Below are 13382 nucleotides of genomic sequence, written 5' to 3'. Positions count from 1 at the left end.
CAACCCGACGGTCAACTTCGCCGCGCGCATCTTCCCTCAGGACATCCGCAACTGCACCACCTGCCACGCCAAGGCCGACTACTGGAAGCAGCGTCCGAGCCGCCTCGCGTGCCTGTCCTGCCACGACCGGGATAGCGCGATCTTGCACGGCATGCTCAACACCTTCGATCCGACGCCGGCGGAGCCCTACAGCGGTGACGAGAAGGAGACCTGCGCCTCCTGCCACGGCGTCGATCGGCAGTTCGCGGCGGACAAGGTGCACGCCATCTCCAGGCCGTACAAGCCGCCCTATCCGCGCGAGAAGAAGTAGGCGCCGTCCCTCGATCCCTCTCCAGTCCAGCCTCCCCTTCCTCCGGACCTAGAACGCCGACCGGGTTGGAGCGCCTATTGCGGCGCGACCTCGCGACCTGCTCCGGTCGCCTCGCGCCGGGCGCGATGTCACCACGTCATTCTAGCCTACGTCGTTCACCCTGACGGCCACACCGGCGGCGACGCAATGGGCGCGCTTCCGGTAGTTCGGCTCTGGATGACCTAGTAGATCCGCCTCCGGGAGCCTCACGGACGCCGCTCGGCTTCGGCGCCTCTCAGCCTTCAGATGCCGCGGCAGGATCCGATCTGAAGTTCGTACGTGGAACGGGAAATGCTGGCCCCGGCTTGGCGAACAGATACCCCTGTAGGAGGTCACAGCCGAGCGTCACGAGGGTGTCGCGCTCGTCCACGGTCTCGACGCCCTCGGCGACCACCACGATCCCTGCCCGCCGCGCGGTGTCGACGAGCCCAGCGATAATGTCCCGCTTGAGAGCCGCGCGATGGACGTCTCGCACGAGCGACATGTCGATCTTCACCATGTCCGGCCGGAGGGTAGCCACGCTGGAAAGGCCCGCGTAGCCCTCGCCGAGGTCGTCCACCGCCAGGCGGTAACCGCGACCTCGGATGTGGGCGAGCTCCTCGTCGAGCTTCGCGCCCCGGTCGAGCGACGCTCGCTCGGTCACCTCGAGCACCACACGGCGTGCCAGGGGCAGGAGGGCCTCGGCGCTGTCAGCCAGGACGTCCGCCCGCAGCTCCGACGGATGCACGTTGACAAAAATGGCCTCCAGGCGTTCGCGGTGTTCGAGCATCGTCGAGGCCACGACGGCACGGACGGCACGCCCGACCTCGTGGACCCGTCCCAGCACCTCGGCCGCTGCAAACAGCCGCAAGGGAGAGGCCAGATCCGGTTCGTGGCAGCGGAGGAGCGCCTCGTAGCCGAAGAGGGACCCATCACCTCCTCGTACGATGGGCTGGTAGGCGATCCAGATCTTCGGTAGGGCTCGCAAGAAAGCCTGCTCGGTGCCGCGCAGGTCCGCCACGAACTCGTTGCCGCCAAAGCGTGCCGCAAGAAGCTTGTTCCGCACGCGCGCCATGCGTCCGCCGTCCACGGTCGTGCGTACCACACGAAGCAGATCGTCCGGCGGAAAGGGTTTGGGGAGGTACTCGCTGACCCGCCACCGGATTGCCTCAGCAGCCGAATCCACCGACGGCGATGCCGTCATCAGCACGATGGGGACGTCCGACCGCCCGCCGCGCAACTCACGAACCAGGTCGAGGCCGCCACCGTCCGGCAGCCCAAGATCAACGACTAGGACGTCGAACTCTTTGGCCGCCAGCGCGCTACGCGCATCGGCCAGCAACCCGGCGACGAGAACTTCGTAACCCGCGCCACCGAGGAGACGAGATACAGCGCCAGCAAGAGACTCGTCGTCCTCCACCACGAGAACGGACTCGCGCAGGTGTCCCCGACCCCCCTCGTTGTCTCCCGTTGCATCGCTGCGCCGTAGCGTTCCACCCGCGCGCGCTTGCTGCGCCAGGTCACCGGAGCTCCCGAATGGGACGCCTATCTCCGTCCTCGACGGCGCGTCGGCCGAAGTCCGCACCAACCGCCAAAGCAACTCGCTCACGTCCACGGGCTTGGAGATCACAAGATCCTCTCGCCATCGGACCCCGTGCGAGCACCCGTCGTTCGTCGCTCGGTCGGACAGGATCAGTACGCGCTCGATGAGGTTTGGCCGGTCTACCTCGATCCACCGGAGAAACTGCGCCTCCCCGTCGCCATGCAGGAGCCCCTGCTCGCACAGAATCCACATTGGCTCCGCGCCGCCCTCGACCAGGGCCCGAGCAGTAGCAACAGCCTCTGCCTCGAGCGCACGGTACCCTGCGGTGTTGAGAGCGCTCACAATCGCGCGCCGTGACGGAGCGTCGCAGTCGATCACGAGAACGAGCTCGCCAGGGCGGCTCGCCGGTGACTCCGTGGACCGCGTTCGTTCGGATGCCGTGCCTTCGGAGATTGCCTGAGCGACGGCCCTCAGGAGGTCACGCGGTGGGACGGGCTTCCAGAGCATGGGCAGCTCCTCGGGCTGGCGCCGATGTACCGCGTCCGTCAAGTATCCCGAGGTCAAGATGACGCGGCAATGCGGCGCCGTGCGCGCCACGTATGCGGCCACGTCGACGCCGCTCGCCCCCGGCATCACCACATCGGTGACGACGACGCGCAAACGATCCCCGAGGGCATCGATCCGCCGCATCGCCTCCAAGCTGTCGGAGGCCACCTGCACCCGGTAGCCTGCGCGCTCGAGGACGCGCGCCGTCGCGCGCCTAAGTGACGGCTCGTCTTCCACTACGAGCACCGCCTCCCCACTCGCGGGTAGTGGGATGTCCCAGTCCCGCCCCTGGTCATGCGCTGGCTCGTCGCAGAGAGGCAGATCCACGGTGAACTGGCTACCTCGTCCCGGTGCACTCTCGACGCGTATCCGCCCTCCCACCTTCTCGACGATCGCGAAGCACGTGGCGAGCCCAAGGCCTGTTCCCTTGCCGCGCTCCTTGGTCGTGAAGAAGGGCTCGAAAATGCGTCGCTGCGTCGCCTCGTCCATCCCGGTGCCCGTGTCCGAAACGCTGAGACGCACAACCGGCCTCGCCTCCTCGTCCTGGTCATTACGCACGACGATGCGCAGCTCTCCGCCTCCAGGCATCGCGTCTCGCGCGTTGACCGCCAGGTTCAGGACGATCTGATCGAATTGCACCGGATCGATGCGCACGACGGCGGGTCGCGCAGAAGGGAGCACGCTCAGTGCGATGTCGTCGCCAAGGGTCCGGACAAGGAGCTTGTGAAGCTGCGTGAGACTCTCGTTCAGGTCCGTGGGCCGCGCGGCCGCCGGCTGCTGCCGGCAGAAGGCGAGGAGCTGGCGCGTGAGTCCCGCCGCGCGGTCGGCGCCCTTCAGCACCTCGACCACATCCGCACGTCGCTCGTCCCCCTCGGGCAGTGCGTCCCGCACGAAGGTGGCGTACGACAAGATCACGGCGAGGATGTTGTTGAAGTCGTGGGCAATCCCACCCGCGAGCTGACCCATGGCCTCCATCCTCTGGGACTGGAGGAGCTGCTGTTGCATGGTGGCCTGCTCGGCTCGCATGGCGGCATTACGCCGCTCCCGTTCGATGGCCGGAATGAGGCGCTGGAGCTTGTTCTTGGCCATGAAGTCATGCGCTCCAGCATGGATGGCCGCCACGGCGATGTCTTCATTCACCGTGCCAGAAACGATTATGAAGGGCAGGTCGAGCGAGTGCGCCTTGACGACCGCCAGAGCCTGCGGGGCGCTGAAGGTGGGCATCGAGTAATCCGAAAGCACGACATCCCAGGTGCGGCGCGCCAGAGCGTCCCCCATTGCGTCGGCGGTGTCCACACGCTCGAACGTGACATCGTAGCCCCCGCGCTTGAGTTCCCGGACGAGGAGCAACGCATCCTTCTCTACATCCTCGACGATCAAGGCTCGGAGCGGCTTCCCCATCGACTACGGACTCCTCAGGGTGGGTGTGTTCTGGTTGAGGACGAGCCAGTAGAGCCCGAGCTGCCGAACGGCATCGATGAACTGCGCGAAATCTACAGGCTTGCGGACATAGCTATTCGCTCCGAGGCTGTAACTCTGGACCAGATCCTGGTCCTCGACGGAGGAGGTGAGCACCACGACCGGAAGAAGCCTGGTCGCCGCGGTAGCGCGCAGGGTCCTCAACACCTCGAGTCCGTCGACCTTCGGAAGTTTCAGGTCGAGCAGCACAACCTGCGGCAGAACGGGCGGAGGATGCTCGCTGTAGGCCCCCCGGCCGAGGCAGTAGTCGAGCGCCTCGACACCGTCGCGGGCTACGACGATGGGGTTGAGGATGTTCCCCTTGCGCAGCGCCCGAAGGATCAACGCTTCGTCCCGTGGGCTGTCTTCCACGAGCAAGATCACCTTGTCGGTTGTCATGACGAGCGGATCTCTTCCGGAAGAGTGAAGTAGAAGGTCGCGCCTCGCTCGACCTCAGCCTCCGCCCAGACACGTCCGCCGTGCCGACCGATGATTCGCTGCACCGTTGCGAGTCCTACGCCATTCCCCTCGAACTCCGAGGCCGCGTGCAGCCGCTGGAATACGCCGAAGAGCTTATTCGCGTACGTCATGTCGAACCCGGCTCCGTTGTCGGCAACGAAATAGACCGGACAACCGTCTTGCGCGCGCGCGCCGAACTCGATGCGTGCGTGATCGCGCTTGCTCGTGAACTTCCACGCATTGCCGAGGAGGTTGTCGAACACAAGGGTGAGCAGTCGTGGGTCACCAAGACCGGCGAGGCCCTCTTGGATGGTCACGTGCACCCGCCGGCCGGCATGTCGGGACTGAAGCCGGGATACGGTGGCTCGCGCCAAGTCGGTGAGGTCCACCGGCTCACGTTCCAGCTCGCTGCGCGTCACTCGCGAGAGGGCGAGCAGGTCGTCGATGAGCTGCGCCATCTGCTGTGCCGCTTCGCGAATGAACGACAGATGCTTCTTCCCCTCGTCGTCGAGCCGGTCGGCGAAGTCCTCGAGTAGCGCCAGGCTAAAGCCATCGAGGCTCCGCAGCGGTGCGCGCAGATCGTGTGCCACGGAGTGGCAAAACGCGTCCAGCTCACGGTTTGCCCGGTCTGCAGCCTCCTTGGCGTGCTCGAGCGCCTCGCGCGATTGCTTCTCCTCGGTCACATCGCGGGCCACGGCGAATATCGTCCCGGTTCGATCTGGAGCGCAGGTCCACGCAAGCCACCGATACAACCCGTCCTTGCCCCGGTAGCGGTTCTCGAAGTGGAGCGTCGGGATCTTGTGGGCGAGCTTGTCGATCTCCGCAACCGTCGCCGCCCGATCCTCCGGGTGGACGAACTCTAGGAACGGCCTCGCCGTAAGCTCCTCGGCGGTATATCCGAGCACGTCGAAGGCCGGGTTCACTCGCTTGAAATACCCATCGACACTCGCGACGCAGAGCATGTCGAGGGACAGCGCGAAGAAGCGCTCGAGCGTCTCACGATGGTGAAGGAGCTCGACGTGCGTGCGCACCCGCGCGAGAAGCTCGCGGCCGGAAAAGGGCTTGACGAGATAGTCGTCTGCACCCGCCTCGAGCCCGGCTATGTTGGTGTCGTCACCCGCGCGGGCGGAGAGCAGGATCACGGGAACGCTCCGCAAGGTGGCGTGCGCGCGGAGGGCCCGGAGCAGGGCGAACCCGTCCATCCGAGGCATCATCACGTCGCTCAGGATGAGGTCGGGGCGGTGGAGCTCGGCCGCCTTCATCCCTTCGAGGCCATCGATAGCGGTCTCGACGACATAGAGCTCGCCGAGAAGGGACCGCATGTAGTCGCGGAGATCGGCGTTATCGTCTACGACAAGGATGCGCGCTCTCTCTGCCGGCGGGACGGAAACTGGATTGAGGGTGGTGGGCTTCGTGAACGAGACGGGGGCGCCTCCCGCCCACCGGAGCGCCTCTTGCACGAAGGGCCTGGCGCCGGCTGATGCGTCTTCGTCGCGACCCTGCTCGCGGATGCGCCCGGGTGGCAGGTGCGCAGAGCCTCGTCGGAGCGATACCGTGAAGGTCGTGCCCGAGCCGACCGTGCTGGCGACACGAACCGTGCCACCGTGGAGCGCAATCAGATCGTGTACCAGCGCGAGCCCGATCCCTGAGCCTTCATGCGTGCGCGCCCGCGCGCCCTGAATGCGATGAAAGCGCTCGAAGACGTGCGGCAGCTCTTCGCCCGGGATCCCTGTCCCCGTATCCCGCACCTCCAGCTCGACGTGGTCGCCGCACCAGCGGAGCGCCACCCGGATCGACCCCTCAAAGGTGAACTTCAGGGCGTTCGAGAGAAGGTTGAGCACCACCTTCTCCCAGAGTCCACGGTCGACGTAGACCGGCTCTGGCAGAGGGTCGCAGGCGACATCCAGGACGAGACCCACGCGCTCGACCGCCGACCGAAAGGCGCTCGCCAGATACGTGGTCGTCACCGCTAGATCGGTTGGCTCGAAAGACGCCTGAAGCCGGCCGGCCTCGAGGCGTGAGAAGTCGAGCAGCGCGTTGACGAGGCGCATGAGCCGCAAGGCGTTACGCCAGACCATCTGCAGCGCCTCGCCCGCGAGCGCTGGTTCCGATGCGCTGAGCGCGTCCTCAAGGGGCCCGATCATCAGCGTCAGGGGCGTACGGAACTCGTGACTCACGTTGCTGAAGAATGCGGTCTTGACCGCGTCCAATTCGCCGAGCCGCGCGTTCGCGTCCCGCAGGTCCCGGTTCGCGGCGGCCAGTTCGCGGCTGCGGATAAGCACCTCCTGCTCCATCTCGCGCGTGCGATCGCGCAGCTCTTCGCCCATCTCGCTCGCCCGGACGAGCTCGGTGACGTCCTCTACGCGGTGCAGGATGTAGAGCAGCTCGCCGCTGGCCGAGCGCACGGGGACGTTCTTCGGGCTCCAGTACTTGACCTGAAAGCTCCCGTCCGGACCGCGTACGTCGTACTTCTGGACGGCCATGGTGTCCGCAGCGCGCGTTGCCAGCACCCGCTCGAGAGAGGCGCGGAGGTTGCTAGTCCCATCGGCGCTGGCGTCGTCCGGGTTGTCCGGGAAAACCTCGAAAATCCCGCGGCCCAGGATCTCTTCCCTTCGGGTCATGGTGGCTGCGAGGTACGCATCACTCGCCGCCACGATCGACAGATCGGGTGCAAGCGCGAGGAGCAACGCGGGCGCGGATTCGAAGAGGGATTGAAAGTCTGGCGGCCCCGGAGGCTTGGGCCCGCGTCGGTCCACCGTCATGCCCAACCACCCCCCACGACGCGCCCCATGAACATCGGATAGCATAGCCGTCGGACTCCGACAACCGTCAGAGAGGCCGACCCGACCTAGCGAGTGGCACCGAGCCCTAACGACGCAAGTCTTGCGTTGCGCAAGGGCTTGGCCGCTGGGTCCGTTCTCGATCCTCCGCCCCGCGTGTATGGCACTCCGGCACGGTGCCTGTGGCGCCGTCTCGTGGCAGACCACCCTGACGGTGGAGTCTCGATGCGGACTCTGGGGCCGCGTCCGGCCACCGGACGCGGGCCGTCTTCGAGCGCTACAACGTGGTCGAGGAGGACGACCTTCGGGCGGCGGTAGCCAAGCTCGAGACCGGCGACGAGTTTGGTCAAGATTTGGTCAAAGTCGGGGGAGCAGAGGGGTCCTAGCAAAAAGCCCCGCTAGCTAGGTGCCAGCGGGGCTTCGACTTCTTCGCGCACCCAGAAGGATTCGAACCTCCGACCCTCGGTTCCGTAGACCGATGCTCTATCCAGCTGAGCTATGGGTGCATGAACAACGCGGCGTGAGTATGCATAAGGCGTTCGGGACGGTCAAGCCTTTCGCCCTCGGGCTGTCCTCCTCGGATTCGCGGCGGCGGCGAGCCAGAGAGACGCGGCGCCGCCCGCCCGATTTCGGCGCAACCGCCCGGGCGAACGCACCGCCCTGGAGCGGCCGCCTGGCGCGCACCGCGTGATCTCGGCCCCCTCGCCCGCCCGGCGAGCGGCACGCGCAGTGCACTTTGCCCTGTGCAGGAGGACTGCACATGTCGCATCCGAGCCGTAGCTCCGCGACGAGCCCGCGCCCGACGCGTCCCCGGCGCTGGGGCCGCGTCTCGGCCAAGCCGAGCGAGTACCTGATCGTCCTGCGCCGCGGACGCCTGCGCGCCCACGGCCCGGGCCTGAGTCGCTTTCTCTGGCCCGGGGACACCTACACCGTGCTGCCGACGACGATCCAGCGCGTGACCTTCGTCGCCGACCAGGTGACGGCGGAGCGCGTGGGCGTCGCGGTCACCGGAGTGGCCGTCTATCGCATCGCCGACCCCCTGCTCGCCTCGCGCATGCTGGACTTCTCCGAGCGCACGGCGGCACTCGACGAGCTCCAGGCCGTGCTGCGGGACATGTTCGTCGGCGCCGCGCGCCGCCTCGTGGCGAGCCTCACGGTGGAGGCCTGCCTGACCCGCCGCAAGGAGAGCCTGGCCGCCGAGCTGCTGCAGGAGATCGCCCCCGTCGTCTCGGGGCTCGGACGCGCCGACGATGCGGCTGACCAGGGCTGGGGGCTGGTGATCGACACGATCGCGATCCAGGACGTGCGCATCCTCAGCGAGAAGGTCTTCTCCGAGCTCCAGGCCCCCTACCGGGCCGAGCTCGAGCTGCGCGCGCGCCTGGCGCTGGTAGCGCGCGACGAGCAGGTCCGCCTGAGCCAGGAGGGGGCGCGTACCCGCGTGGGGCAGGCCCAGCTCGCCGCCGACCTGGCCGAGCGCACGCGGACGCGCGAGCTCACCGACGTCGAGCACTCCCTCGACGAGCACCGCGCCGCGCAGGCCGCCGAGCTCGCCGCTCGCGCAGCCGAAAGGGAACACGCCCACTCCCGCGAGCGCGCCCAGGCCCAGTGCGCCCTCGACCGGCTGCAGGAGGAGGCTCGCCTCGCGCTCGCCGAGCAAGCCGCCGCGTCGGCCACGCGCGTGGCGGAGACGCAGGCCGCCGCGGAGCGCCTCCAGGGAGAGCTACGCCTCGCGCTCGAGCGGCAGACCCGCGCGCTCGACAACGAGGTCTCCGACGCGCGCATTCGCTACGAGCTCGTGACCCGCGCCCTCCCGGCGCTGGCGCAGGCCCTCGCGGGGAGCCTCGGCCCGGTGCAGATCACGCAGATCTCCTCGGGCGAAGGGCGTGGGCTGTCGTTTCTCGCGGAGGCGCTCGGCCAGCTCCTGGCGCTGGGCCAGGCCGCGGGGATCGAGCTGCCCGGCCGCTCCGCGCCGCCGGCGGCAGATTGATCTTCCCCCTACGCGTCTCGCAGCTCGCGCTCGGCCTGCAGCCAGTCCTCGACGTCGCAGCCGTGAGCGCCGCCCCGTCCCAGGTAGAGCTCGTAGGCTCGCACGGCGACCGTCTCGTAGCTCGGCTCCTCGGGCGCCCGCACCACGAGGGGCGCGACGGCCCCTTGGCGCGGCGTACGCGTCCGCGTGCGGACTTTCTTGACCGTCACCGCGCTGGTCTCGGGAACCTTGGTGGCGCTCGACGTTCGGGTCTTCTTCGTGGTCGGCATCGCTCCCTCCTTCCGCGGACAGCTCCGCTCCGTGCGATGGCGCCCACGTTAGAGGGCCTCCGCGCGCGGGGCAAAAAATTTGCTTTTTGACGGGCCGAGTCGCGCGGAAGGAGCGGTCGGCAGAGACGCGCGGTCAGAAGGGCGTGCTCGCGTTCCAGTCGGTGTCGAACTGCGACCGGATAGCCGCGGCCGCGGCCGTCTCGGTGAGCAGCACCCCCACCTCGCGGTTGCTGTTGATCGCCGTGTAGGAGAGGTTCTGCGAGCCCACGAACACCACGCTGTCCACCACGATGAGCTTCGCGTGCACCTCGGGCTTCTTGAGGTAGCGCACGAGAATGCCGGCCGCCTTCAGGTCGGCCGCCGTCTGCAGGTTGCCGTCCTGCCAGGCCGGGTCGGCCAGGATCACGCGCACCGGGACCTTGGCCGCGGCGCGCTGCTTCACTGCCGCGAGCAGGTCCTTGTCGGTGAAGTACATGACCTCGAGGTCGAGCCGCGTCTTGGCCGAGCCCACGAAGCTCTGCAGCCTCGGGCGCGCGTTCACCGGCGAGACGAGCAGCCGCGTGCACGCCAGGTCCGGTCGCGCGGTCCCCGCCCAGTCCGCCTCGAAGATGGCCTTGAGGTCCGCCACGTCGGCCGCGTCCTTCAGGAACGCGGCGTAGTTGCGCTGGTAGGTGAGCCCCGTGTAGCTGAAGTTCGCCGAGGCCACGATCGCGGTCGCTCCGTCCACGATGGCCACCTTCGAATGCGAGAAGGTGAACTGGCTCGGCGTGTCCTTGAAGGTAATACCCGCCGCCGTGAGCCTCTTCTTGGCCGTGTCGTTCGCGTCCTGCTTCGGGTCGAGCAGCACGCGCACGGAGACGCCGCGCTTCTTGGCCGCCTCGAGCTGGTCGAGCACGTTGTCCTTGCTGAGCTCGTAGAGGAGCAAGAGGATCTCGCTCTTCGCGGCGCCCAGCAGCGTGACCAGCCTCGGCTCGAGCGGCGTCGGACCGATGAGCGCCTCCGCCCCCGGGTTCCGCACTCCGTAGGGGTCGCAGGCCTCTGGGCCGGCATCGGCCGGCGGGAGGTTCCCCCGATCTCCGAGCCGGCCGTCGGTGAGCCCGCGGTCGCGCGTGGCCCCTCCCTCTTTGGCGGCCCCGCGATCACCTACGGCTTGCCCCTGGTCGGCGGCCACACCCCCGTCCTCCGAGGACGAGGAGCCGCTACAGGCCACCGCAAGAAAGAGCGTGAAGGGAACGACGAACAGCCGTGAAGACCACATGGAGGCGGAACATAGCAGAGTGGCGGAAGGATGCCCACGACCCCGGCGCGGTCGGCCGACCTCCCGCCGCAGGCGAGGAACGTCAGGGCCCGCGCATGGAGATCCCCCGACCTCGCGCCCTCGCCCGAGCTGCCGCGGTGTGTCCGCCCATGGTTGTGAAGAGGCTCCAGCATACTGCGGTGCAACGGCAAAGGCTAGCCCACGATCGCGAGAAGGTGTTAAATTACAGTAGAGTACAGGTGCCTACATAGGCCCCGCGCTTTCCCAAGCTCTCAGAAATTCCAGGGGATCGGCCGCACGCGCCTCGCCCAGCGCTGCATGCCGCACCGCGTCTTCCGGTGCCCGTGCACCTGAGGTACCATCGCCGCCTTCCCCGCGAAGGAGCGCCCATGCCCGAGGTGATGGTCCCCTGCGGCACCCAGATGGTGCCTTTTCCCCTCGACGAGAGGGTCGAGCAGGTCTCGCAAGGCGCCTCGCTCGGCATCCCGGCCCAGAGCGACCTCGCCGCCGCGGTGCGACCCACCGTCGAGACGCCGCTCGATCGGCCGCCCCTGCGCGAGCTGGCCCGCCGCGCGAAGCGCGTCACCGTGGCCTTCGACGACCCCACGGTCCCCTGCTACGCCCCGCTCTGGGAAGAGGCGCTGGGCCAGATCGTGTCGGCGCTCGTCGCCGGCGGGGTCGCCGAGGAGCAGATCACCCTGCTCTGCGCCAACGCGCTCCACCGGCAGTTCACCTTCGAGGAGCTCGCGCGCACCATCGGCCGGCCGCTCGCCGAGCGCTTCCGGGGACGGCTCCTCTGCCACGACGCCGAGGACGCGGCGAACATGGTGCACCTCGGCACTACCTCGAACGGCTACGAGGTGGAGCTGAACCGCCTCGCCGTCGAAACCGACCTATGCGTCTATCTCAACACGTCGGTCTTTCGCGCCTTCAACGGCGGGTGGAAGTCGATCTGCGTCGGTCTCGCGACCTATCGCTCAATCCGGCACCACCACAGCCCCGACGTGATGTCCATGTCCACCGAGAAGAACCGCATGCACGAGATCCTCGACGAGATGGGGGAGCTCGTCGTGGCGCGGCTCGGCGAAGACCACGTCTTCAAGGTGGAGACGGTGCTCGCGAACCCGCTCCAGGTGGGTCGCATGTGGGGCGGCAGCGTGCGCGCCACGCGGCAGGCGGTGCTCGACCTGCAGCGCGAGCAGACCCAGTCGCGGCGGAGCCTCCTCGCGGAGAAGGCCGACATCGTCGCCTACGGAGTGCCGGCCTGGAGCCCGTACGCGGCCTACGCCGGCATGAACCCGCTCCTCACCCTGGTCTCGACGGGGCTCGGCTACCTGGGCGGCGTGATCGAGGCGCTCGGCAAGCCCGGCTGCTCGGTGATCCTGGCCACCCCGTGCCCCGACGAATGGGACGAGGCGCACCACCCCACCTACCGCGAGGTCTGGAACGACATCCTCTCGAGCTCGCGCGACCCCTACGCGATCCGCGCGGCGCACGAGGCACGCTACGCGCAGCACGCGGGCTATATCGCTAAATACCGACATAGCTTTGGCTTCCACCCCGTGCACGGGATCATGGCCACCTTTCCGCTGAAGCGCCTCCGGCACGCCTCCCGCGTCTTCGTCGCCCACGCCGAGCGGCCGGAGCTCGTGCGTCACCTCGGCTTCGTACCGACGGCCACGCTGGCCGACGCGCTCGCGCAGGCCCGCGAGCATCACGGCCCGGACGCGCGCGTGGCGCTGGTTCGTTACCCCATGGCCTTCAACCGTCAGTGACGGGCCTCCGCCACTCGCGGCCCGAGGAGACGCCTCGTGATCACGCTCTATCAATTCCCCACCGCGTGGGGCCTTCCCAACCTGAGCCCCTTCTGCATGAAGGTGGAGACCTACCTTCGCATGGTCGAGCTGCCCTACCGGGTCGTGGCCGGCCTCGAGATGCGCAAGGCGCCGAAGGGGAAGATGCCGTACATCGAGGACGCCGGGCGGCTCGTCGCCGACAGCGGCTTCATCCTCGAATACCTGAAGGAGCGCTACGGGGACCCGCTCGACGGGGCGCTCTCCCGGGAGGCGTGGGCGAAGGGGCACGCGGTGCGACGCCTGCTCGAGGAGCACTTCTACTTCGTCGCGGTCCACCAGCGCTGGATCGCCGACGCGGGCTGGGCGCTGGTGAAGGAGGCCTTCTTCTCCTCGCTCCCCGCCTACCTGCGCGTGGTCGGCGCGCCCATCGTGCGGCGCAAGATGCGCTCGATGCTGCACGCCCAGGGAGTCGGCCGCCACAGCGTCCCCGAGCTGCTCCACCTCGGCAAGCTGGACCTCGACGCGCTCGCCGCGACGCTGGGCGACTCCGAGTTCCTCCTCGGAGCGGCTCCCTCGTCCGTGGATGCGACGGTCTTCGCCTTCCTCGCCAACGTCCTCTGGTCCCCCGTGCCGACGGAGCTCAAGGACCACGCCCGAACGCACGCGAACCTGGTGGCCTACACCCACCGGATGCGCGAGCGATACTTTCCGGAGATGGAAGCCGGTCGCGCCGAGTGAAGGCCCGGCACGGAAGGCGCTGATCGGGTTGTGGTGGTCGAGGCGCGCGGCCCAGGGGTCCCGTCGACACAGAAACGCGTTGTTGCGTGATCAAACATGGTCGCATTGGCCGCGAGGCGCCCGGCAGGCAAGGAGCGCCGAGCACCGGAGCGGAGCAGCCTTGTGGCGCTGTGAGCACCGGAGCGCAGGCGCGACACAGCCTGCCGGGATGGATCGCGGC

The 13382-nt window shown here is 68.2% G+C and carries 8 protein-coding genes and 1 tRNA gene; 3 read left to right on the top strand and 6 right to left on the bottom strand.

The genetic code is table 11. The annotated features are described in order from the left end of the window. Positions 1-584: 584 nt before the first annotated feature. From IT371_23095 to IT371_23080, 4 genes are all read right to left on the bottom strand, one after another. Positions 585-3818, bottom strand: a complete 3234-nt coding sequence (locus tag IT371_23095; protein ID MCC6750569.1) for a response regulator — start codon at positions 3816-3818, stop codon at positions 585-587. 3 nt (positions 3819-3821) lie between these two features. Next, positions 3822-4274, bottom strand: coding sequence for a response regulator (locus IT371_23090; protein ID MCC6750568.1), 453 nt, complete (start codon positions 4272-4274; stop codon positions 3822-3824). Next, entirely contained in the window at positions 4271-7321 is a 3051-nt protein-coding gene (locus IT371_23085) for a response regulator (protein ID MCC6750567.1), read from the bottom strand. The genes IT371_23090 and IT371_23085 overlap by 4 nt, the downstream gene beginning before the upstream one ends. Positions 7322-7546: 225 nt before the next feature. Beyond that, positions 7547-7620 (bottom strand) — tRNA-Arg (locus IT371_23080). Positions 7621-7874: 254 nt separating this feature from the next. On the opposite strand from IT371_23080, the gene IT371_23075 reads away from it, so the two are divergent. Next, positions 7875-9101 (top strand): SPFH domain-containing protein, encoded by a 1227-nt coding sequence (locus tag IT371_23075; GenBank protein ID MCC6750566.1) that lies wholly within the window; start codon positions 7875-7877, stop codon positions 9099-9101. A gap of 8 nt (positions 9102-9109) precedes the next feature. Here IT371_23075 and IT371_23070 read toward each other — a convergent pair whose 3' ends face one another. Then, positions 9110-9370: a DUF2934 domain-containing protein gene (locus tag IT371_23070; protein MCC6750565.1), complete on the bottom strand. Its 261-nt coding sequence runs from the start codon at positions 9368-9370 to the stop codon at positions 9110-9112. A 133-nt stretch (positions 9371-9503) separates the two neighbouring features. Beyond that, positions 9504-10628 (bottom strand): hypothetical protein, encoded by a 1125-nt coding sequence (locus IT371_23065; protein MCC6750564.1) that lies wholly within the window; start codon positions 10626-10628, stop codon positions 9504-9506. A gap of 389 nt (positions 10629-11017) precedes the next feature. Between IT371_23065 and IT371_23060 the strand changes: the two genes are divergently transcribed. Beyond that, positions 11018-12403, top strand: a complete 1386-nt coding sequence (locus IT371_23060) for a DUF2088 domain-containing protein (protein ID MCC6750563.1) — start codon at positions 11018-11020, stop codon at positions 12401-12403. 36 nt (positions 12404-12439) lie between these two features. Then, complete coding sequence (locus IT371_23055; protein ID MCC6750562.1) at positions 12440-13162, top strand: glutathione S-transferase family protein; 723 nt, start codon at positions 12440-12442, stop codon at positions 13160-13162. Positions 13163-13382: the final 220 nt, after the last annotated feature.

The sequence above is a fragment of the Deltaproteobacteria bacterium genome (assembly GCA_020848905.1).
Classification (GTDB): domain Bacteria; phylum Myxococcota_A; class Polyangia.
The sequence above is the reverse complement of the archived record's forward strand: the minus strand, read 5'-3'. Positions and strand labels throughout refer to the sequence as shown.

Bases quoted from the DNA above. Each gene is read 5' to 3' on its own strand.
- IT371_23090 (MCC6750568.1), bottom strand. From the start codon at position 4,274: ATGACAACCGACAAGGTGATCTTGCTCGTGGAAGACAGCCCACGGGAC.
- IT371_23095 (MCC6750569.1), bottom strand. From the start codon at position 3,818: ATGGGGAAGCCGCTCCGAGCCTTGATCGTCGAGGATGTAGAGAAGGAT.
- IT371_23060 (MCC6750563.1), top strand. From the start codon at position 11,018: ATGCCCGAGGTGATGGTCCCCTGCGGCACCCAGATGGTGCCTTTTCCC.
- IT371_23075 (MCC6750566.1), top strand. From the start codon at position 7,875: ATGTCGCATCCGAGCCGTAGCTCCGCGACGAGCCCGCGCCCGACGCGT.
- IT371_23065 (MCC6750564.1), bottom strand. From the start codon at position 10,628: ATGTGGTCTTCACGGCTGTTCGTCGTTCCCTTCACGCTCTTTCTTGCG.
- IT371_23070 (MCC6750565.1), bottom strand. From the start codon at position 9,370: ATGCCGACCACGAAGAAGACCCGAACGTCGAGCGCCACCAAGGTTCCC.